Below are 20,038 nucleotides of genomic sequence, written 5' to 3'. Positions count from 1 at the left end.
CTCTACGATCTCGCTATCGGCGCTTCTTGTTCCGCTTCCCAGTGGGGCGATTGCCGGGCTGCGGTGCCGACGCCTTGCTGACATCCACGCCGACGGCCACCGGTTCGGGTGCGAGACCGGCGGCGCGCGCCGCCGCGTCGGCACGCTTGGAGTGGACCTTGCGAGTGTGGACCGCGACCGGGCCCCACTTCTCCTTCAGGGTCACCAACAGCGGCGTGGCGAAGAAGATGGACGAGTAGGCACCGACGATCATGCCGACGAGCTGCACGAGAGCGAGATCCTTGAGCGTTCCCACGCCCAGCAGCCAGACCGCGACGATCATCAACGCGATAACCGGCAGAACGCCGATCACGGTCGTGTTGATCGATCGCATCAGAGTCTGATTCACGGCAAGGTTGGCCTGCTCCGCGTACGTCTTGCGGTGCAGGTTCAAGATGCCTCGGGTGTTCTCCTCCACCTTGTCGAACACCACGACGGAGTCGTACAGCGAGAATCCCAGAATGGTCAGCAGACCGATCACCGTGGCCGGGGTCACCTCGAAGCCGACGAGTGAATAGACGCCCGCGGTGACGACGAGGTCGAAGCCCAATGCGGCCAGGGCCGCCAGCGCCATGTCCCGTTCGTATCGGATGGCGATGTAGATGCTGACGATCACCAGGAACACCGCGAGGGCTATCAGAGCCTTCTGGGTGATCTGACTCCCCCATGTCTCACTCACGTCGGAGACGCTGATGGCATTGGGCGTTGCGGTGCCCGAGTTGTCCTGCGGCTGGAAGGACTGGAACAGCGCCTGTCGAAGAGTGTCGACTTCGGCTGGATCGAGCGCCTCGGAACGGATCTGCACCGTGGCCGCGGCACCCGAGCCGACCGTCTGGACCGACACCGGGGGCATACCCAGCGAGTCGTTGTAGACGGTTTCGACCTGCTCGGTGGAGATGTTGTCCGCGGCGGGCAATGCGATGCGGGTGCCGCCCTCGAAGTCGATACCGAGCGTGAACCCACGCACGAGGAAGCTGAGCAGGCAGATCAGCACGATGACGCCGGTCAGCACGTAGTAGAACCTGCGGCGTCCGACGATCTCGAATGCACCGGTGCCGGTGTAGAGACGAGATAACCAACTGTGCCTGGGCTGCGTGGACTGGTCGACGCTCGAATCGTCGAGAGGCGATGGGGTCGAGGTGGCCGTATCGGACATGTCATGCCTCCTTCGACGGCGACGCGGCGCCGGTCTTGACGGCGACTGCCTTGTTGGCGGCGCGCTTTCGTTCGAGCGCGATCTGCTGGACCGCGCCGAGACCGTTGACGGACGGCTTGGACCAGAATTTCGACTTCGACGCCAGATTCACCAGCGGCCACGTCACCAGCACCACGACGATGACGTCGAGGATGGTCGTCAGTCCCAGGGTGAACGCGAAGCCGCGCACCTGACCCACTGCCAGTACGTACAGAACGGCAGCGGCGATGAAGCTGACCGCGTTCCCGGACAGGATGGTCTTGCGTGCGCGGGCCCAACCGCGGGGCACTGCTGATCGGAAGCTGCGGCCCTCGCGAATCTCGTCCTTGATGCGTTCGAAGAACACCACGAAAGAGTCCGCGGTCATACCGATACCGATGATCAGGCCGGCGATGCCGGCGAGGTCGAGGGTGAAGCTGATCCACCTGCCGAGCAGGATCAGAATGCCGTAGACGACGAGCCCGGCCAGCGCCAACGACAGAGCCGTGAGCAGGCCGAGGGCTCTGTAGTACAGCAGGCAGTAGACCAGCACGAGTGCCAAGCCGATGGCACCGGCGATCAGGCCTGCTTCGAGTGACGCCAATCCCAATGTGGCCGAGACCGTTTCGGCCTCGGAGGACACGAACGACAGTGGCAGCGAACCGTACTTGAGCGTGTTGGCCAGTTCGGAAGCGCTCTGCGCGTTGAAGTTGCCGGTGATCGACGTGGCACTACCGGCGGGAGTGGCACCCTGAATGACCGGCGCGCTGATCACCTTCGAGTCCAGTACGAATGCGGCCTGCTTCTGCAGGTTCGCAGCCGTGAACTGCGCCCAGGTGTTCGACCCCTCGGAATCGAACGTCAGGCTCACCTGGAACTGAGCCTGCTGGTTGTCGAATCCCGACGTCGCGTCGGCGATCTGCTGACCGTCGATGATCGTCGGACCGAGAAGGTAGACAGCTGTTCCGTCGGTGGAGCAGGCCACGAGCGGGAGTGCAGGATCGTCGTTGCCGGCAAGCGGGTCCGCGGCGTTGCAATCGAGCGACTGCATGGCGAGCTGCTGTATCTGCTGATCCTCGCTCTGACGAAGCGCCTTCGCGTCGGCGATCTCCTGGGCTGCGCGATCGGCGTCGGACAGCGACGCGTTTTCGGCGGGATCACTCGAGGTCGGGGCGTCCGTCGCGGGTGCGTCCGAGGCCGGAGCACCGGTTGTCGGAGCGGGGGTCGGGTCTACCGTCGTCGGATCCTGCGCCGGAAACACCCGACTCTGCGGAGCAGCTGGAGCAGCAGGATCGACGGCTGTCGCCGGATCTGCCGGCGCAGCCGGGTCCGTCGGGGTCTGCGGAGAACCCGGCGTCGCCTGGCCTGCGGATGGTGCAACCGACCCCACCACCGGACGAATGAACAGTCGAGCGGTCTGCCCCAGAGTTCTCGCCTGAGAGCTGTCGTCACCGGGCACCGTGATGACGAGATTGTCGCCGTCGATGACCACCTCGGAACCGGACACGCCGAGACCGTTGACGCGGGTCTCGATGATCTGCTGCGCCTGCTTGAGGCTGTCCTGCGACGGCGCATTCCCGTCGGGCGTGCGTGCAGTCAGCGTCACTCGCGTGCCGCCCTGCAGGTCGATTCCCAACTTCGGCGAGGGGTCTTTGTCTCCGGTGAAGAAGACCAGGGCATACACCGCCGCCATCAGCACCGCGAAGACGGCGAGATAGCGGGCGGGATGCACCGATCCGCTGGAAGGTGCCACGGTGTGTGATTCTCCTCTGGGCGGTGGAAAAGTGTCTGTTCCTGTTGGCTCGTGCCTCGTTGTGTCAGCGGCGGGCGGTGCGATTGTGCACCACGACGCTCACCGCAGACGAAACCGCTGCCGGATTGTGTCTCCGACAGCGGTTCGGATCTTCGTTACGTCACTCTTTTTCGAGGCGCTTCGTCGTCTGCTCGACGGTTTCGTCGGCGGGGTTCCCGACGTCCTTGTGCAGCGACGGAGCTGCCGGCTCGGTGGGGCCGACCGCGGCGGTGCCGGCGCCGGGCACCGAATCGAAGGTGTTCTCGTCCGACTCGCCGTCGTCGAACTCGGTGTCGTCGGGCAGAACCTCACGCACGACGGCGCGTGACCACGTCGTGATGACGCCGTCGGCGATCTCGAGGTCGATCGTGTCGTCCTCGACCAGGACCACTCGTGCATACAGGCCTGCGGTGGTGACGACCTCGTCGCCGACCTTCAGCGAGTCCTGCATTTCCGTGGTCTTGGCCAGCACCTTCTTCTGTCGGCGCGCGTTGAGAAACAGCGGTACCAGAAGGGCCACGATCAGCAGCGGAAACAGCAAATCCATCGGAAGGTCAGTCCTCGAAGTTCGGTTCGATAATCGTCATTGTCTCGTGCGAGAACATCGCTGGTGCGGGCCTCGCAGCTACCCAGTGTGCCATCACCTGTGGCCCGCTCGGTCCGTTCGTCTCGTGTTGCGGCCGTTTCACTCGAATAATCCCTGCTGGACCTCGGCCGATCGCACCGAAATTCCCCCGACTGCGAGGTCCGGCGGTGGGGTGAGACCGAGGTGGTGCCAGGCGGCGGCGGTGGCGACGCGACCGCGCGGCGTGCGGGCGATCATCCCGGCCCGTACCAGGAACGGCTCACACACTTCCTCGACCGTCGAGGGCTCCTCGCCGACGGCGACAGCGAGAGTGGACACTCCCACCGGTCCCCCGCCGAAACTTCGGATCAGCGCGCTGAGGACGGCACGGTCGAGGCGATCCAGTCCGAGCTTGTCCACGTCGTAGACCACGAGCGCGGCCTTGGCGGTGTCCTGGGTGACGGTGCCGTCCCCGCGCACGTCCGCGTAGTCGCGAACTCGGCGCAGCAGTCGGTTCGCGATTCGGGGTGTGCCACGCGAGCGTCCTGCGATCTCGGCGCAGCCGTCACGGTCGATGGGGACACCCAGAATCCCGGCGGATCGCATCAGAATTCGTTCGAGTTCACTCGGCTCGTAGAAATCCATGTGCGCCACGAACCCGAAGCGGTCGCGCAGCGGTCCGGTGAGCGCGCCGGACCGGGTGGTCGCACCGACGAGAGTGAACGGGGCGACCTCCAAGGGAATGGATGTCGCTCCCGGCCCCTTGCCGACGATCACGTCGACACGGAAGTCCTCCATGGCCAGATACAACATTTCCTCGGCCGGCCGGGCGATCCGATGAATCTCGTCGATGAACAGCACGTCCCCTTCGACGAGGTTGCTGAGCATCGCGGCCAGATCGCCCGCACGCTCGAGGGCGGGCCCGGAGGTCAACCGCAGTGACGTGCCGAGTTCCGCGGCGATGATCATCGCCATGCTGGTCTTTCCCAGGCCGGGCGGACCCGACATCAGGATGTGATCGGGGGTGCCGCCGCGCATCTTCGCCCCCGAGAGCACCAGCTGCAGTTGCTCACGCACCCGAGGCTGACCGATGAAATCGGTGAGGTTCTTCGGACGCAGACTGGTCTCGATGTCGAGGTCGTCGGACATGGCCTCCGCACCGACCTGGGATTCCCCGAACTCGTCGTCCTCGGTCACGCCGACCTACCTGGACTTACCGAGGTACGCCAACGCGGCCCGCAGTGCGGTGGACGTCGTGGCCTCGGGCTGCTGTGCGAGTACCGCGTCGGTGGCCTCCTCGGCCTGCTTCGCCGGAAATCCGAGACCGATCAGGGCTTCGACGATCTGATCGCGCATCGAGTTGCCGGCCCCGGAACCGGGCACCGCGGAACTGCCGGCGCGGCCGACAACGGCGTCGACCTTGTCTCGCAGCTCGACCACCATCCTCTCGGCCCCGCGCTTGCCGATACCGGGAACTCTGGTGAGGGCCCCGATGTCGCTGTCCGCCAAAGCTGTTCGCAGGGAGTCGGGTTCGTGTACCGCAAGTGTGGCCATCGCAATTCGTGGCCCGACTCCGGACACCGTGAGCAGCAGCTCGAACAGCTCACGTGATTCCTTGTCGGGAAACCCGTACAGCGTTTGCGAGTCCTCGCGAACGATCATGGTGGTGAGCAGAGTGGACTCGCTCCCCCGATGCAGCGTCGCCAACGTCGCCGGTGTGGCATTGACGCGATATCCGACACCGGCCGCCTCGAGTACTGCGTGATCGAGAGCGATGTCGATCACCGACCCGCGAATGGATGCGATCACCGTGCGCCCGCCTCCTTCTTGGCCAGTTTCTCGATTTTGCGCGCCACGGCGGCGCGAGCTTTGCGTTCCTCGGCCAGACGCGCGTCGTACTTGCGCTTCTGTTCGGCGGCCATCGCCTCGGCTTTGGCCATCCGGGCGATCATCGGGGCGCGCCAGCAGTGACAGATACCCAGAGCCAACGCATCTGCGGCATCAGCGGGAGTCGGCGCGGTCTGCAGCCCGAGAATGCGCATGACCATGGCGGTGACCTGCGCCTTGTCGGCCGAACCGTTGCCGGTGACGGCTGCCTTCACCTCACTGGGAGTGTGGAAGCAGACGTCGATACCGCGCCGGGCCGCAGCCAGTGCGATGACGCCGCCTGCCTGCGCGGTGCCCATGGCCGTCCGTACGTTGTGCTGAGCGAACACTCGCTCGATCGCCACGACCGACGGCTTGTGTGTATCGAGCCAGTATTCCGCTGCTTCGGATATCCGCAGCAGACGCTGCGCGAGATCCATGTCGGCGGGAGTCCGGACCACATCCACGTCGAGAGCGACGACTGTGCGACCGACGCCTCCCTCGATCAAACTGAGCCCACACCTGGTGAGACCGGGGTCGACACCCATCACCCGCACGCCACCACACCTTCCGCTTACGAACTGTTGTTCGATAGCGTAGCGGAGCGCACCGACGGATCAGGGCTACGACACCCGGTCGATCACCGTGAGCAAAAGGACCGGGTCAGTCCTCGTCGTCCAGTTCGGCCATGACCTCGTCCGACAGGTCGACGTTGGACCAGACGTTCTGCACGTCGTCGCTGTCTTCGAGGGCGTCGATCAGCTTGAAGACCTTGCGCGCTCCGTCCGCGTCCACCGGGACGTTGACCGAAGCCTGGAAGCTCGCCTCCGCGGAGTCGTAGTCGATGCCCGCGTCCTGCAGTGCGGTACGCACTGCGATCAAATCGGTCGGCTCACTGACGATCTCGAACGTGTCGCCGTTGTCGTTCACTTCCTCGGCACCGGCCTCGAGAACCGCCATCAACACGTCGTCCTCGCTCTGTCCGTTCTTCTCGAGCGTCACGACGCCTTTGCGTGAGAAGAGGTAGGACACCGAACCCGGATCGGCCATGTTTCCGCCGTTTCGAGTCATTGCTACTCGAACCTCGCCTGCTGCACGATTGCGGTTGTCGGTGAGGCACTCGATGAGGATGGCGACACCGTTGGGGCCGTAACCCTCGTACATGATGGTCTGCCAGTCGGCTCCGCCCGCTTCTTCGCCGGCTCCGCGCTTGCGCGCACGTTCGATGTTGTCGTTGGGAACCGACGTCTTCTTCGCCTTCTGGATTGCGTCGTAGAGCGTCGGGTTGCCCGTGGGGTCACCACCACCCGTGCGGGCCGCCACCTCGATGTTCTTGATGAGCTTGGCAAACGACTTGCCGCGTCGGGCGTCGATCACCGCCTTCTTGTGCTTGGTGGTGGCCCATTTTGAGTGGCCGCTCATGCGATAGAGCCCCTTCCTGCTCGAATTCGGTGTTGTCGACTTTACTCGCCCGTGTCATCGCTCCGCCCCAACCGGCGATTACGGGTTTCTACGCGCTGCGCACCATGTCCACGAAGAGTCGGTGCACTCGATCGTCTCCGGTGACCTCGGGATGGAAGCTGGTGGCCAGCACTCGGTTCTGCCGCACGGCAACCACGCGGCCCGCAGCTGGCCCGTTCGGGACGGTGGCGAGTACTTCGACGTCCGCACCGACACGCTCGACCCAAGGCGCACGAATGAACACTGCGCGCATCGGTCCGCCCTCGATCTCGGCGAATTCGAGATCGGTCTCGAACGAGTCGACCTGTCGGCCGAAAGCGTTGCGGCGCACGGTGATATCGAGACCGTCGAGGTGTTCCGCGTCGGGCCTGGTGTCGAGAATGTCCGACGCCAACAGGATCATCCCCGCGCACGATCCGTACGCGGGCATACCCTCGGCCAGACGAGCGCGCAGCGGCCCGAGCAGATCGAATACACCGAGCAGAGTGCTCATCGTCGTGGATTCGCCGCCGGGAATGATCAACCCGTCGATTCGGGCGAGTTCGTCCGGCCTCCGCACGGTGATTCCGTGCGCACCGCTCGACTCCAGTGCGGCCAAGTGCTCGCGAACATCGCCCTGCAGTGCGAGTACGCCGATCGTCGGCGGCGTCACTTCAATCCGAAGGGATCGACGTGTGGCTTCGAGGTGTCCCGCTCGAAGCGCATCAGTCCCTCTTGGACGACGGCGGCGACCATACGACCGGAGATGTCGAAGATTCGCCCCTGTGCCAGTGCTCGTCCGAAATCAGCGGACGGCGACGTCTGGTCGTAGAGCAGCCATTCGTCCGCTCGGAACGGCCTGAGGAACCACAGCGCGTGATCGAGGGAGGCCGTCTGCGTGACGGCGTCCGGGTGCGGCACCTTGGCCGATCCGATGAGCGTCATGTCGCTCATGTAGGCGAGCGCGCAGACATGGAACACCTGATCGTCGGGCAGCGTGTCGCGGTACCTGAACCAGACCCGTTGCTGCGCAGCGAAACTGGGATGCTTGACGGTCTGATCGTCGGGAATGAGACGGATGTCCCATTCGGACCACTCCTTGTAGTAGGAGGTGTCGTACTCCGCCAGAGTGGTCGGGTCGGGCAACGATTCCGGTCCGACCACCTCGGGCATGAGGTCCTGATGGGAGATCCCGTCGTCGTCGCCGTGGAACGAGGCGGACATCGTGAAGATGGCCTTGCCGTGCTGAATTCCGGTCACTCGACGGGTGCAGAACGACCGGCCGTCCCGAATACGATCGACCATGAACACGGCCGGCTCGTTCGGGTTACCCGGCCGGAGAAAGTAGCCGTGCAGCGAATGCACGCGGAACTCGGGTGCCACGGTTCGCACGGCCGCGACGAGCGCCTGGCCGGCAACCTGGCCGCCGAACGTCCGCGGCAGCCGGCTCGGGAACGTGCGTCCCCGATAGATGTCGTTCTCGATTCGTTCCAATTCGAGAATGTCCTCGATGCTGGCCATGGCTGTGTCCACCTTTCTGTGACAACGGCTCAGGCTAACAATGAGTGGACCAGGCAAGATGGTCGGTGTGGGTCAACCGATACCGATATTTCCCGATCTTCTGACCAGGTCGATCGTCGATGCGTGCCCCGCCGGGTCGCGAACGATCGTTGTCGTCGACGGTGCCGACGCCGCGAAGCCGGTCGAGTTCGCCACTCGCACAGCCGAACACGCCCGCGCACAGGGCAGGCCTGCCGACGTCGTCGACCTGCACGATTACGTCCGGCCGGCGTCCATTCGATTCGAGTATTCGCGAACGGACGAATTGAGCTACCGCACTGTGTGGTTCGACTACGATGCCGTGATCCGCGAGGTCATCGCGCCGCTGCGTTCCGGTGGCCGAGGTCACTATCTGCCGCGTCTGTGGGATGAGGCAACCGATCGATCCGCCCGCGCTCGTACCGTCGAGGCCGCGCCGAATCACATAGTCCTGATTGCCGGCCCGATGCTGCTGGGCCGAGGACTGGACGTCGATCTTCGAGTGCAGTTGCGGTTGTCCGAGGGTGCGCTGCGTCGGAGAACCGACACGGCCGACCAATGGACCTGCACGGCACTGCTCGAGTACTACGACGCGATCGACGACTACGCCGAGCGGCCGGACTTCGCGGTCCGGTGGGACCATCCGGACCGCCCGGCACTGGAGCGCAGTCAGTAGCTACGCAACCGGAAGAGGACGGTCACCAACCGCGCTCGGCGAGCCGGTGCGCGACGGGCAGGTCGTCGACGTTGATGCCGACCATCGCCTCGCCGAGTCCACGGGAGACCTTGGCGAGGACATCCGGGTCGTCGAAGAAGGTAGTGGCCTTGACGATTGCCTCGGCACGTTCTTTCGGGTTGCCGGACTTGAAGATTCCCGATCCGACGAACACTCCCTCGGCACCGAGTTGCATCATCATCGCCGCGTCGGCCGGGGTGGCGATGCCGCCGGCGGTGAACAACGTGACGGGCAGCTTTCCGGCACGGGCGATCTCGACGACGAGATCGTACGGAGCCTGCAGTTCCTTCGCCGCGACGTACAGCTCGTCTTCGGGAAGTGATGTGAGACGGCGAATCTCGTCGCGAATCTTGCGCATGTGGGTCGTCGCGTTCGAGACGTCGCCGGTGCCGGCCTCGCCCTTGGAGCGAATCATGGCTGCGCCCTCGGTGATTCGACGCAGTGCTTCACCCAGGTTGGTGGCACCACACACGAACGGAACGGTGAAATTCCACTTGTCGATGTGATTGGCGTAGTCGGCCGGGGTGAGGACCTCGGACTCGTCGATGTAGTCGACACCCAGGCTCTGCAGGATCTGCGCCTCGACGAAGTGCCCGATGCGGGCCTTGGCCATCACCGGAATGCTGACCGAGGAGATGATGCTGTCGATCATGTCCGGATCGCTCATCCGCGACACCCCGCCCTGCGCGCGGATGTCGGCGGGAACGCGCTCGAGCGCCATGACGGCAACGGCACCGGCATCCTCGGCGATCTTTGCCTGGTCTGCGGTGACCACGTCCATGATGACGCCGCCCTTGAGCATCTCGGCCATACCGCGCTTGACGCGAGCGGTGCCGATTCCGTTCTCGTTGGACCCGCCGTCAGCGGATCCAGTGGAAGCAGCGGGCGAATTGGGGGCGTGTGGGGTACTCAAGCCAACTCCTGTGTTCTCGGCAGTCCGGATCTTCGCGCAGAGCCGCTGCCCTGCCCGCGAAGGGGCGGGCCGGCGCGGCGACGCGCCCAGAACTGTAGGCCGCTACCGCGTCGTTTCCCATAACCACTTGACGATTGCTGGACTGGTCGGAAAGGTCCAGATTGTCAGCGGATGGCCCTGACGTCCGGGTCGCCGCGTCGCGCGAGCGCTACGTTGACCTCGTCGAGAAGTTCGGCCAGATCCTGTGGATACACGTTTTCGCCGACCGCACTCAGCGCCCGGATGTCTGCCTCGGTACACCAGCGATGCCCGGTGACGGTTCGTCGCTCGAAGTCCGTGAACCCGGCACTCTCGGGCTCGAACTCCTGCGTCCGATGCGCGAAGAACAGTTCCTCGGACCGGATCAACGTTCCGTTGAACGGGAAGGTCGCAACTCGACGCCACAGCGGTCCGCGCAGGTCAGACGCGTCGACGGTCAGGCCGGTCTCCTCGTGCACTTCGCGTACCGCTGCCTCGCGAAGGGACTCCCCCTTTTCGACCGCACCTCCGATGGTGAACCAGAAGAACGTCTCGGGCACCGTGGGGTCGTGTCCACGCAGGAGCAGGACACGGCCACGCTCGTCGAGCAACACCACCCGCGCAGAGGTACGCGGCGTCGCCCGAGTCTCACTACCGAACGTTGCCGCGGCCGAGCGCTCCGCGATCTCGAAGTACGACGGCAGGGCGGCGGTGCCGCCGAGATGCAGCCACCGGACCGGACGGCGTACCCGTAGAGCGAGGGTGTCTCGGACGGCGTCGTTGTGGAAGCGTCGTGCGATCAACACGCGTGCTTCCGCGTCGGCGAGTTCGGCGACAAGTTGTGGTGGCAGAGCGGCCGGTTCGACGACGGCGAGTGCCATGGACACCGCGTTCTCCGCTTCCTCCCGCTGCGACCGGTCGGCGCGTTCGGCTCGATCTGCCAGTGCAGCAAGCTCTTTGCTCGACGACACCGAGCCCCGGGTGGCGGCCGACACGGCTCGCGCGACGACGGCTCGGCGCGCGAGTGCGGCGTCGAGGGCCTGCCAGGCGAGGTCGGTGCGAACGTGGAGCCGATCGAGTCGGTTGGCGGTTCCGTAGGCCCACAGCCCGACGACGAGGATCAGAACCGCGATCAGTCCGAGAACCAGGATGGTGACGGCAGACAGTGTCATCAGCTCGCGGCTCGCACTTTCTGTCCGCCGAGGGTGACCGTCTCGTACACGCGCAGGATCTGCTCGGCGACAACAGGCCAGTCGTACGTGGACACGGCCGCCGAGGCGGCGTCGACGAGACGCTCGCGGACGGCGTCGTCGGACAGAATGGAGGTGACGGCTGCCGCGAGGGCCGCGGAATCGTCGATCGGAACCAGCAGGCCACATGCGCCGTCGCGTAGGACCCGACGGAAAGCGTCCAGTTCGCTTGCCACCACGGGGGTTCCGGCTGCCATCGCCTCCACCAGAACGATGCCGAAGCTTTCGCCGCCGAGGTTGGGGGCGCAATACACGTCGGCGCTACGCATCGCGGAAGCCTTCGTCGCGTCGTCCACCTGGCCGAGGAAGGTCAGATGCGAGGCCAGCGCGCCTGCTTCCTTGCGAAGCTTGTCCTCGTCGCCCCTGCCGACGATGAGAATTTCGATGTCGGGGTGAGATTCGACGAGGGCCGGTAGCGCGCCCAGCAGCACGGCCATTCCCTTGCGCGGTTCGTCGAAGCGGCCCAGGAACAGCACTGTCCGGCCCGGACGCGGATAGCCGTCGAGCACGTCTGCGTCGGCGAACGCCGGCACGTCGACTCCGTTCGGAATTTCGACCGCATCGGACCCGAGCGCCTCGACCTGCCATCGCCGCGCCAACTCGGACACGGCGATCCGACCGCTGATCTTCTCGTGATAGGGCCGCAGCACGCCCTGGAACGTGCTGAGCACGAGAGACTTGGTGGTCGACGTGTGGAACGTGGCCACGATCGGGCCGTCCGCGGCCTTGAGTGCGAGCATCGACAGACTCGGCGCATTGGGCTCGTGAATGTGCAGCACGTCGAAGTCGTTCTCCGAGATCCACTTTCGGATCCGTGAGTACGTCACCGGGCCGAATCGCAGCCGGGCGACCGACCCGTTGTACGGAATGGCCAGCGCCTCACCGGCAGACACCACGAATTCGGGGAGCTCGACACCCTCCGAGGCAGGGGCCAGCACACTGACCCGGTGACCGCGCTCGATGAAGACCTCGGCCAACTGCTGGACGTGGGCCTGCACTCCGCCCGGCACGTCGAACGAGTACGGGCACACCATGCCGATTCTCATGTGCCCTCGATTCGGGCCCGGCGCTCTGCCGACCAGTCGCTCATCCACAGCGGCTGCAGCATGTGCCAATCGGCAGGATGAGCGCGGATACCGGCGGCGAAATGATCCGCAACCGTCTGGGTCGCAGCGGCTACTCCCTGCGAGACGTCCACCGCGGGCGAGATGTCGAATCCCCAACCGTCGCCGTCGAAATAGCCGTGTACCGGGAGCAGCGTGGCACCGGTGTCGATGGCGAGCTTGGCCGCACCCGCCGGCATTCGTGTCGGTTCCCCGAAGAAGGTCACCGGTACTCCGTGCTTGGCCAGGTCTCGTTCGCCGAGCAGGCAGACCACCTTGTTCTGGCGCAGTCTGTCGGACAACGCGAGCAGGGGCGGTTGCTCGCCGCCGCTGAGCGGAAAGATCTCGAATCCCAGGCTCTCGCGATACGCCACGAAGCGTTGGTACAGCGACTCCGGCTTCAGCCTCTCGGCCACGGTCGACAGGCCACCGTGCGTCCGTACCAACCACATTCCGGCCATGTCCCAGTTGCCGCTGTGCGGTAGTGCGAGCACCACTCCCTTGCCAGCACCGAGCGCCGCTTCGAGATGTTCCTTGCCGTACACGCACCGATCGATGACGGCCGCCTGAGCGGCCAGGTCCATGGACGGCAGCCGGAATGCCTCACGCCAGTACCGGGCGTAGGAGCGAACACTGTCTCGGATCAGGTCATCCGGGACCTGCTCCGCCGTGGTCCCCAGCACACGAGCGAGATTGCGGCGCAGCTGATCCGGGCCGCCGTTACGGGACGAGGCGAAGTCCGCGCCGCGGTCGAACAACCGACGGGCGACACCCTCGGGTAACGACCGGACGAGACGCCACCCCGCGGCGTACCCGGCGTCGGACGCGCGTTCCGACAGATTCATGTCGGCTCCACACCGCCGTCGTCGGAGACCGACGGAGCCGGCGGCACGATGATGTCGCGGGCACCCTCGGATCCGCGGACGGCGAGCACTCGTTGGAACACGGTCACGATGCTCAGCGCGGCAAGAATCCACATTGCGGGATAGATGAGACTGTCCAGCCACGGTATGTCGAAATGTCTTCCGACACCGGTGAGCCCGGCCCCGACCAGAACGATGACGAGGCGGTCGGGTCGTTCGATCCAACCACCGTCCGCGGACAGGCCGCTGGCCTCGGCGCGCGCTTTGGCGTACGAGATGACCTGCGAGGTGACCAGGCAGACGAGAGTGGCAACGAGCAGTAGCTTGTCGTTCTCGGAATACACGGCCCACCAGGCCAAGCCGCCGAAGATCGCACCGTCCGCAACGCGGTCGCACGTTGCGTCGAGAACGGCACCGTACTTGGTGCCGCCTCCGCGTGCGCGAGCCATCGCACCGTCGAGCATGTCGAACAGAACGAACAGGGTGATGACGATCGAGCCCCACCAAAGGTAGCCGGCAGGGAACATCGTCACCGCAGCGGTCACGGTGACGACCGTGCCGATGATTGTCACCGAGTCCGGAGTCAGGCCGGTGCTGTTGAGCGCTCGGCCCAACGGGGCCGTCAACTTCGAGACCGGCGCACGGCCGAAGATGCTCAGCACGCCGCACGCTCCCGTTGCCGGTGGTTCATTCGTTCCAGGCCGAGGCAAGCAGGGCCCGAGTGTCGCGGAGCAGTTGCGGCATCACCTTGGCACCGCCGATCACCGTGATGAAGTTCGCGTCACCACCCCACCGCGGCACGATGTGCTGGTGCAGGTGCTCGGCCAGCGAACCGCCTGCAGCCGCCCCGAGGTTGAGGCCGACATTGAAACCGTGCGGGCTCGACACTCGCTTGATCACGCGAATCATCTTCTGCGTGAACGCCATCAGCTCCGAGCTCTCGGCGGGCGTGAGATCCTCGAGCGCCGCGACACGTCGGTACGGCACGATCATCGTGTGGCCGGGGTTGTACGGGTACAGGTTGAGTACGGCATACACCGATTCGCCGCGCGCGACGACCAGTCCGTCCTCGTCCGTCATCTTCGGGATGTCGGAGAACGGCTCGGTCGACTTCGCCGAACCCTCCGCCGAACCCTGTGGGGCCTCGGCGATATACGACATCCGATGGGGAGTCCACAATCGCTGTAGCCGATCCGGTTCACCGGCACCGGTGGCGACGATCGACTCGTCGTGTTCTTCCATGTCAGCTCACTCCGGCGGTACTGGTCTGCACGAGTTCGGCGGTCGGTGATGCGTTGTTTCGCGCGGCGATCCACTCGGTGATCACGGTCACGGCCTCCGCCACCGGAACCCCGTTGACCTGAGTGCCGTCCCGGAATCGGAAGCTGACGGCACCTGCTTCGACGTCGCGCTCGCCGGCCAGCAGCATGAACGGGACCTTCTGCGCTGTTTGATTGAAGATCTTCTTCTGCATTCGGTCGTCGCTCGCGTCGACCTCGGCCCTGACTCCGCGCTTCTTCAGTTCCTTCACCACCGCGAAGAGGTGGTCCTGATGCACCTCGGCCACCGGAATTCCGACGACCTGCACGGGCGCCAGCCAGGCCGGGAAAGCACCGGCGTAGTGCTCGGTCAGCACACCGAAGAACCGCTCGATGGATCCGAACAGGGCACGGTGAATCATCACCGGGCGCTCCTTGGTACCACCGGAACCGGTGTACTCGAGCTCGAAACGCTCGGGCAGGTTGAAGTCGAGCTGAATGGTCGACATCTGCCAGGTGCGGCCGAGCGCATCCTTCGCCTGCACCGAGATCTTCGGACCGTAGAACGCGGCACCGCCCGGGTCGGGCACCAGATCCAGACCCGACGCCTCGGCCACCTCGGCGAGGGTGGTGGTCGCCTCCTCCCAAACTTCGTCGCTGCCGACGGACTTCGCCGGATTGCGAGTCGACAGTTCGAGGTAGAAGTCGTCGAGTCCGTAGTCCTTGAGCAGTCCGAGAACGAATTCCAGAGCACGAGTCAGCTCGTCGCGCATCTGGTCGCGAGTGCAGAAGATGTGCGCGTCGTCCTGAGTCATGCCGCGTACTCGGGTCAGACCGTGGATGACGCCGGACTTCTCGTAGCGGTACACCGTTCCGAACTCGAACAGACGCAGCGGCAGTTCGCGGTACGAGCGCCCTCGGGAGCGGAAGATCAGATTGTGCATCGGGCAGTTCATCGGCTTGAGGTAGTAGTCCTGGCCGGGCTTGCGCACGTCGCCGTTCTCGTCGAGTTCGGCGTCCAGGTGCATCGCCGGGAACATGCCGTCCCGGTACCAATCGAGGTGACCGGACACCTCGTACAGATGGCCCTTGGTGATGTGCGGGGTGTTGACGAACTCGTAGCCCTCTTCGATGTGGCGCTGACGTGAGTAGTTCTCGAGTTCGTTGCGGATCACGCCGCCCTTGGGGTGGAACACCGGAAGACCGGAACCCAGTTCGTCGGGAAAGCTGAACAGGTCCAACTCGGAACCGAGCTTGCGGTGATCACGACGTTCGGCTTCGGCGAGCAACTCGAGATGCGCATCGAGCGCCTCGGTGGACTCCCACGCGGTGCCGTAGATGCGTTGCAGATCGGCGTTGTCCTGGTTGCCCCGCCAGTACGCAGCCGAGCTGCGGGTGAGCTTGAACGCCGGCACGTACTTGGTGGTGGGGATGTGCGGGCCGCGGCACAGATCGCCCCAGATGCGTTCACCGGTACGGGGATTGAGGTTGTCGTACGCGGTGAGCTCTCCCCCGCCGACTTCCATGACCTCGGGATCGTCGATCCCGGACTTGTCGTCGATCAGTTCGAGTTTGTAGGGCTCGTTCGCCAACTCTTCACGGGCCTGATCCACCGATTCGTACACCCGACGCGAGAACCGCTGCCCGGCCTTGACGATCTGCTTCATCTTCTTCTCGAGTGCAGTCAGATCCTCGGGGGTGAACGGCTGCTTCACGTCGAAGTCGTAGTAGAAGCCGTCCTTGATGAACGGTCCGATGCCCAGCTTGGCATCGGGGAAGAGTTCCTGGACGGCCTGAGCGAGAACGTGCGCAGCCGAGTGCCTGATGACGCTTCGCCCGTCCTCGGTGTTCGCCGGGACCGGCTCGACCTCGGTATCGGAGTCTGGAGCCCACGACAGGTCACGGAGCTTGCCCTCCGGATCTCGCACGACGACGATCGCGTCGGGACCCTTGTTCGGCAGGCCGGTGTCGCGTAGCGCCGTACCTGCGGTCGTTCCTGCCTGCACCGAGATGCGGGCGGGCGAGACGGCGGCGACAACGGGCATGCTCACAGCGATGTACTCCTCGATCGGTTCATCTGGCCAGGAAGGCCTCCGACAGCCTATCGGCAACGGGCCACCGCGCGGCCCTCAGCGCGGCGCGTGCGTCACAAGGGACTCTCGAGCCAGGTCCAGTCGAGGCCGAACCAACCTCCGACCAGCGCGAAAGTGCCCAGAAGCCACAGTGTTGCGAGCACGACGACCGTCGTGAACAACACGCCGAGTCCCTTGACGACGATCGACTGCTTCGAGAACCAGGCCATGAACGCGTCGTACCTCTTGCGGACGAAGCGCAGCGCGCCCTTGGCCCACTCGAACTCCGAGGCCAGGATGCCCAGTCCTGCGAACACGATCAGCCAGCCGGGGCCGGGGTACGGAATGGCCAGCACACCCAACGCCAACACCAGAGCTCCGACGACACCGACAGTGATCCGGTAGGCGAGATCGAGCGACTTGTTCTCGGCGATGCGAGACCGAAACCGTCGATGCTTCTTCGCCAGCTGTTCTGCCGGACCACTCGAGTCCGCTGTGCTGGTCTTGCCGTCCGCCTCGCGGGACGTGGATCCGTCGGTGCTCACCGGGTCAGATTACCGGGACGGAACACGAAAAAGCCCGCACCGACAAGCGGTGCGGGCTTTCTCCGTCTGTGGTCCCGGCTGGGATCGAACCAGCGACCTTCCGCGTGTGAAGCGGACGCTCTTCCACTGAGCCACGGGACCGAACGAGGCAAAACATTAACACGAGGTGTCGCAGTGGATCGAATCGCCTGCTCCGACTCGTTCATGTCGCATTCGACGCCTGTGTCGAGCGCAGACCTCACTCCCCCGGACTCGGTCCGACCCCATCTTTCACACGGTTCACAGCCGCCAGAGACCCGAATTCTGGGGCTGACCACGAGATTTGTGAGTTTCACTCCCGTTGGGTTAATGTTTTCCCCGCACCACGGAGACAGCAACTGCCCAGCAGTGATTGCCTCCGGGGTATGCGGATGTGGCGCAGTGGTAGCGCATCACCTTGCCAAGGTGAGGGTCGCGGGTTCGAATCCCGTCATCCGCTCGAGGGTCTCGACCCATGGTGGAGTGGCCGAGTGGTGAGGCAACGGCCTGCAAAGCCGTGCACACGGGTTCGATTCCCGTCTCCACCTCGCTAGTGCATCGGTTGTGAAGGCCGATGCGAGGACATGCGCGATTAGCTCAGCGGGAGAGCGCTTCCCTGACACGGAAGAGGTCACTGGTTCAATCCCAGTATCGCGCACCACAGTCAGAACAAAGGACCCCCTTTCGAGGGGGTCCTTTTTTGTGGCTTACCCAGTCTCGGTGGTGATTCACGCCATAGAAGTGCACAGTGGAGACGACGCACACACTTCGATGGAAGGACACTCACGTGTCGGACGATGCTCGCAGTGCACCCACGGACGAAACACCCACCGACACGGCCGGCCCCGGTAACGCGACCGACAGCGAAGAGCCTCAGGTCGACGACGCCACACTCGAAGAAGCGAAGAAATCGGTCGAGGGACTCGACGACCGATACCGACCCGGCGCTCGGCCCACTGTGGCTCTCCCCGGAACCAACGGCACCGTCGCGGGTACAGCCTTTGCCGACATGGTCGACGACAACGGTGAGATGGTGGATGCCGACGATCAGGATGCATCCGACAGCTCCGAAACAGACAGCACGGACACCGATCACGCCGGCAGCGACGAAAAGGTAACGTCCTCGACCGATGGCTGAACACGACGTTCCCGACGCCCCCGCCGACATCGAACTCGGCGGGGGCGTCGCGTTTCTTCACACGCCGCCGATCCCGTCGCGCGGAGGGCTCGCTCTCACTCACGGTGCGGGCGGCAACTGCGGGTCGGTGCTCCTACAGAACATTGCGTCGATGTGGGCGGCGGCCGGCTTCACGGTCTTGCGGTTCGACCTCCCGTTCCGAGTCCGCAAGGCCAAGGGTCCTCCGCATCCCTCCCGTTCCGAGGAGGACCGGATGGGGATCGCCGCGGCCGTCGATCGACTGCGTGCGGAAACCGACGGGTTCGTCGTGTTCGGCGGGCATTCGTACGGCGGCAGGCAGGGATCGATGATCGCGTCGGAGCAGCCGGGTCTCGTGGACGGTCTGGTGCTGACGTCCTATCCCCTGCACCCACCGGGAAAGCCCGACAAGCTTCGGACCCACCATCTGCCCGACCTACGTACCCCCACTGTTGTGCTGCACGGCACCAGGGATCCGTTCGCTACCACCGAAGAACTCGGGGCGGCGTTCGCTCTGGTTCCCGCGCCCACACTGCTGATCGACATCGACGGTGCAGGCCACGATCTCGCACCGGCGAAGTACGACGCAGCGCAGCGGACTCTCGATGCTGCTGTCTCACTGTTCGAGTCGCTGCCCGCCGATCCGTCGGGCGTCGTCCCGCTCTTCGACCCGTCACGCTGAAGTGGTGTACTGACGTTATGCCGACCTGGGGATGGTTCATCGTTGCGCTGGTCCTCGTCGATACCGCGGTGCTCGCGGCCTGGTTCCTCGCGCGTCGAAAGCCGGACAGATCGCGTGCCACGTCCCAGAGCCTGAAGCTGGTAGGACTGGACGACGGTGCGCGAGCAGAAATTCACCGATTGTTGGCCGCCGACAAGAAGATTCAGGCCATCAAGGTTTTCCGTGATCGAACCGGTGCCGGATTGCTCGATGCCAAGAACGCAATCGAGACGATGCAACGCGGAGCACCGTTTCCTCCCCCGTCGACCATTCTCGATGCAGCGAGTTCGGGTCCCGTGCGATGGGACGACCTCCTCCCCCGACTGACGGCACTCAAATCGGAAGGCAAAGCGATTGCGGCGATCAAGCTGCTGCGCGATCGAACAGGACTGTCGTTGCGGGACGCGAAGAATGCCGTCGATCAGCTGTGAGCGTTCGTGAGGCGGGCCCGGCGGATGCGCACCGAGTCGCCGATCTGGCCGCACTGACCTTCCCCTTGGCCTGCCCACCGGGAACGCAACCCGGCGATATCGAGACTTTCATCTCGAACGTGTTGTCGGCCAAGCACTTCGAGACGTACATCGCCGACCCGAACAGGACCGTACTGCTCGACGAGTCGGCCGAGGCACAGGTACTCGGATACGCGATGCTGGTGTTCGGCACTCCCACCGACTCCGGCATCCGCTCGGCGCTGTCCCACGAGCCGACGGTAGAGATCAGCAAGCTGTACGTCCGACCCACCGAACACGGCGGCGGAGTCGCAGCGCGCCTGATGACGTCGGCGCTGGACAGTGCTCGTCGGCATGGCTGCCGAGGGGCGTGGCTGGGCGTCAACCAACAGAACGTCCGCGCCCAGAAGTTCTATGCCAAGTACGGATTCGAGACAGTCGGCACCAAGACGTTCGTCGTCGGCGACCGGACGCACGACGACTACGTCATGCAGGTGCAGCTCTGAGCCTGCCGCGACCG

At 64.8% G+C, this 20,038-nt stretch carries 22 protein-coding genes and 4 tRNA genes; 8 read left to right on the top strand and 18 right to left on the bottom strand.

Features of this window, described 5'->3' with window-relative positions; genetic code table 11:
• Nucleotides 1-13 precede the first annotated feature (13 nt).
• The 9 genes from secF to CH281_RS13005 form a co-directional block, all read right to left on the bottom strand.
• Nucleotides 14-1,195, bottom strand: a complete 1,182-nt coding sequence (gene secF, locus CH281_RS13045; protein ID WP_027496949.1) for a protein translocase subunit SecF — start codon at nucleotides 1,193-1,195, stop codon at nucleotides 14-16.
• Between the two features lies 1 nt (nucleotide 1,196).
• Nucleotides 1,197-2,966, bottom strand: a complete 1,770-nt coding sequence (gene secD, locus CH281_RS13040) for a protein translocase subunit SecD (RefSeq protein ID WP_032365084.1) — start codon at nucleotides 2,964-2,966, stop codon at nucleotides 1,197-1,199.
• 160 nt (nucleotides 2,967-3,126) lie between these two features.
• Complete coding sequence (gene yajC / locus CH281_RS13035; RefSeq protein WP_027496947.1) at nucleotides 3,127-3,552, bottom strand: preprotein translocase subunit YajC; 426 nt, start codon at nucleotides 3,550-3,552, stop codon at nucleotides 3,127-3,129.
• Nucleotides 3,553-3,690: 138 nt separating this feature from the next.
• Nucleotides 3,691-4,719, bottom strand: a complete 1,029-nt coding sequence (gene ruvB, locus CH281_RS13030; protein ID WP_045841916.1) for a Holliday junction branch migration DNA helicase RuvB — start codon at nucleotides 4,717-4,719, stop codon at nucleotides 3,691-3,693.
• 54 nt (nucleotides 4,720-4,773) lie between these two features.
• Nucleotides 4,774-5,379, bottom strand: coding sequence for a Holliday junction branch migration protein RuvA (gene ruvA, locus CH281_RS13025; protein WP_027496945.1), 606 nt, complete (start codon nucleotides 5,377-5,379; stop codon nucleotides 4,774-4,776).
• The gene (gene ruvC, locus CH281_RS13020) at nucleotides 5,376-5,993 is read right to left on the bottom strand and encodes a crossover junction endodeoxyribonuclease RuvC (protein ID WP_032370470.1); all 618 of its coding nucleotides are present in this window, start codon (nucleotides 5,991-5,993) and stop codon (nucleotides 5,376-5,378) included. Before ruvC ends, ruvA begins: the two co-directional genes overlap by 4 nt.
• Before the next feature lie 106 nt (nucleotides 5,994-6,099).
• A complete protein-coding gene (locus tag CH281_RS13015) occupies nucleotides 6,100-6,858 on the bottom strand; it encodes a YebC/PmpR family DNA-binding transcriptional regulator (RefSeq protein WP_027496944.1) in 759 nt (252 codons plus the stop codon).
• Nucleotides 6,859-6,946: 88 nt separating this feature from the next.
• Entirely contained in the window at nucleotides 6,947-7,549 is a 603-nt protein-coding gene (gene pdxT / locus CH281_RS13010) for a pyridoxal 5'-phosphate synthase glutaminase subunit PdxT (protein ID WP_027496943.1), read from the bottom strand.
• A complete protein-coding gene (locus CH281_RS13005; RefSeq protein ID WP_027496942.1) occupies nucleotides 7,546-8,397 on the bottom strand; it encodes an acyl-CoA thioesterase in 852 nt (283 codons plus the stop codon). The genes pdxT and CH281_RS13005 overlap by 4 nt, the downstream gene beginning before the upstream one ends.
• Nucleotides 8,398-8,437: 40 nt before the next feature.
• On the opposite strand from CH281_RS13005, the gene CH281_RS13000 reads away from it, so the two are divergent.
• The gene (locus tag CH281_RS13000) at nucleotides 8,438-9,091 is read left to right on the top strand and encodes a hypothetical protein (protein ID WP_230591905.1); all 654 of its coding nucleotides are present in this window, start codon (nucleotides 8,438-8,440) and stop codon (nucleotides 9,089-9,091) included.
• 22 nt (nucleotides 9,092-9,113) lie between these two features.
• Here the strand turns inward: CH281_RS13000 and pdxS are convergent, their stop codons facing one another.
• The 9 genes from pdxS to CH281_RS12955 form a co-directional block, all read right to left on the bottom strand.
• A complete protein-coding gene (pdxS, locus tag CH281_RS12995; protein WP_094652899.1) occupies nucleotides 9,114-9,989 on the bottom strand; it encodes a pyridoxal 5'-phosphate synthase lyase subunit PdxS in 876 nt (291 codons plus the stop codon).
• 239 nt (nucleotides 9,990-10,228) lie between these two features.
• A complete protein-coding gene (locus tag CH281_RS12990; RefSeq protein WP_032365079.1) occupies nucleotides 10,229-11,254 on the bottom strand; it encodes an NUDIX hydrolase in 1,026 nt (341 codons plus the stop codon).
• Nucleotides 11,254-12,378 (bottom strand): glycosyltransferase family 4 protein, encoded by a 1,125-nt coding sequence (locus CH281_RS12985; RefSeq protein ID WP_032365078.1) that lies wholly within the window; start codon nucleotides 12,376-12,378, stop codon nucleotides 11,254-11,256. The genes CH281_RS12990 and CH281_RS12985 overlap by 1 nt, the downstream gene beginning before the upstream one ends.
• Nucleotides 12,375-13,280: a phosphatidylinositol mannoside acyltransferase gene (locus CH281_RS12980; RefSeq protein WP_032370467.1), complete on the bottom strand. Its 906-nt coding sequence runs from the start codon at nucleotides 13,278-13,280 to the stop codon at nucleotides 12,375-12,377. Before CH281_RS12980 ends, CH281_RS12985 begins: the two co-directional genes overlap by 4 nt.
• Nucleotides 13,277-13,960: a phosphatidylinositol phosphate synthase gene (gene pgsA, locus CH281_RS12975; RefSeq protein WP_027496936.1), complete on the bottom strand. Its 684-nt coding sequence runs from the start codon at nucleotides 13,958-13,960 to the stop codon at nucleotides 13,277-13,279. The genes CH281_RS12980 and pgsA overlap by 4 nt, the downstream gene beginning before the upstream one ends.
• Nucleotides 13,961-13,985: 25 nt before the next feature.
• Nucleotides 13,986-14,540, bottom strand: coding sequence for an HIT family protein (locus tag CH281_RS12970; RefSeq protein ID WP_027496935.1), 555 nt, complete (start codon nucleotides 14,538-14,540; stop codon nucleotides 13,986-13,988).
• Nucleotide 14,541: 1 nt separating this feature from the next.
• The gene (thrS, locus tag CH281_RS12965; protein WP_032391465.1) at nucleotides 14,542-16,602 is read right to left on the bottom strand and encodes a threonine--tRNA ligase; all 2,061 of its coding nucleotides are present in this window, start codon (nucleotides 16,600-16,602) and stop codon (nucleotides 14,542-14,544) included.
• A 101-nt stretch (nucleotides 16,603-16,703) separates the two neighbouring features.
• On the bottom strand, nucleotides 16,704-17,096 hold the full coding sequence (locus tag CH281_RS12960) for a TIGR02611 family protein (protein WP_094621941.1): 393 nt from the start codon (nucleotides 17,094-17,096) through the stop codon (nucleotides 16,704-16,706).
• Nucleotides 17,097-17,243: 147 nt separating this feature from the next.
• Nucleotides 17,244-17,315 (bottom strand) — tRNA-Val (locus CH281_RS12955).
• 265 nt (nucleotides 17,316-17,580) lie between these two features.
• Between CH281_RS12955 and CH281_RS12950 the strand changes: the two genes are divergently transcribed.
• The 7 genes from CH281_RS12950 to CH281_RS12925 all read left to right on the top strand — a co-directional run bounded on the left by CH281_RS12950 (nucleotide 17,581) and on the right by CH281_RS12925 (nucleotide 20,024).
• Nucleotides 17,581-17,652, top strand: a tRNA-Gly gene (locus CH281_RS12950).
• A gap of 17 nt (nucleotides 17,653-17,669) precedes the next feature.
• A tRNA-Cys gene (locus CH281_RS12945) sits at nucleotides 17,670-17,740 on the top strand.
• A 38-nt stretch (nucleotides 17,741-17,778) separates the two neighbouring features.
• Nucleotides 17,779-17,853, top strand: a tRNA-Val gene (locus tag CH281_RS12940).
• Between the two features lie 126 nt (nucleotides 17,854-17,979).
• Nucleotides 17,980-18,330 (top strand): hypothetical protein, encoded by a 351-nt coding sequence (locus CH281_RS12935; protein WP_032370466.1) that lies wholly within the window; start codon nucleotides 17,980-17,982, stop codon nucleotides 18,328-18,330.
• Complete coding sequence (locus CH281_RS12930; protein ID WP_032408297.1) at nucleotides 18,323-19,030, top strand: alpha/beta hydrolase family protein; 708 nt, start codon at nucleotides 18,323-18,325, stop codon at nucleotides 19,028-19,030. The genes CH281_RS12935 and CH281_RS12930 overlap by 8 nt, the downstream gene beginning before the upstream one ends.
• A gap of 17 nt (nucleotides 19,031-19,047) precedes the next feature.
• Complete coding sequence (locus CH281_RS27340; RefSeq protein WP_027496931.1) at nucleotides 19,048-19,500, top strand: hypothetical protein; 453 nt, start codon at nucleotides 19,048-19,050, stop codon at nucleotides 19,498-19,500.
• Nucleotides 19,497-20,024: a GNAT family N-acetyltransferase gene (locus CH281_RS12925; protein ID WP_032370463.1), complete on the top strand. Its 528-nt coding sequence runs from the start codon at nucleotides 19,497-19,499 to the stop codon at nucleotides 20,022-20,024. Before CH281_RS27340 ends, CH281_RS12925 begins: the two co-directional genes overlap by 4 nt.
• Nucleotides 20,025-20,038 lie beyond the last annotated feature (14 nt).

Origin of the sequence: Rhodococcus sp. 06-221-2, assembly GCF_002258365.1 — a bacterium.
GTDB classification, from domain to species: Bacteria; Actinomycetota; Actinomycetes; order Mycobacteriales; family Mycobacteriaceae; genus Rhodococcoides; species Rhodococcoides fascians.
The sequence above is the reverse complement of the archived record's forward strand: the minus strand, read 5'-3'. Positions and strand labels throughout refer to the sequence as shown.

Excerpts from the sequence above, each read along its gene's own strand:
- CH281_RS13005 (WP_027496942.1), bottom strand. The coding sequence starts at position 8,397 with ATGGCCAGCATCGAGGACATTCTCGAATTGGAACGAATCGAGAACGAC.
- CH281_RS12970 (WP_027496935.1), bottom strand. The coding sequence starts at position 14,540 with ATGGAAGAACACGACGAGTCGATCGTCGCCACCGGTGCCGGTGAACCG.
- yajC (WP_027496947.1), bottom strand. The coding sequence starts at position 3,552 with ATGGATTTGCTGTTTCCGCTGCTGATCGTGGCCCTTCTGGTACCGCTG.
- CH281_RS13015 (WP_027496944.1), bottom strand. The coding sequence starts at position 6,858 with ATGAGCGGCCACTCAAAATGGGCCACCACCAAGCACAAGAAGGCGGTG.
- CH281_RS13000 (WP_230591905.1), top strand. The coding sequence starts at position 8,438 with ATGAGTGGACCAGGCAAGATGGTCGGTGTGGGTCAACCGATACCGATA.
- CH281_RS12980 (WP_032370467.1), bottom strand. The coding sequence starts at position 13,280 with ATGAATCTGTCGGAACGCGCGTCCGACGCCGGGTACGCCGCGGGGTGG.
- CH281_RS12930 (WP_032408297.1), top strand. The coding sequence starts at position 18,323 with ATGGCTGAACACGACGTTCCCGACGCCCCCGCCGACATCGAACTCGGC.
- CH281_RS12985 (WP_032365078.1), bottom strand. The coding sequence starts at position 12,378 with ATGAGAATCGGCATGGTGTGCCCGTACTCGTTCGACGTGCCGGGCGGA.
- ruvB (WP_045841916.1), bottom strand. The coding sequence starts at position 4,719 with ATGTCCGACGACCTCGACATCGAGACCAGTCTGCGTCCGAAGAACCTC.
- thrS (WP_032391465.1), bottom strand. The coding sequence starts at position 16,602 with ATGCCCGTTGTCGCCGCCGTCTCGCCCGCCCGCATCTCGGTGCAGGCA.
- CH281_RS27340 (WP_027496931.1), top strand. The coding sequence starts at position 19,048 with ATGCCGACCTGGGGATGGTTCATCGTTGCGCTGGTCCTCGTCGATACC.
- secF (WP_027496949.1), bottom strand. The coding sequence starts at position 1,195 with ATGTCCGATACGGCCACCTCGACCCCATCGCCTCTCGACGATTCGAGC.
- CH281_RS12990 (WP_032365079.1), bottom strand. The coding sequence starts at position 11,254 with ATGACACTGTCTGCCGTCACCATCCTGGTTCTCGGACTGATCGCGGTT.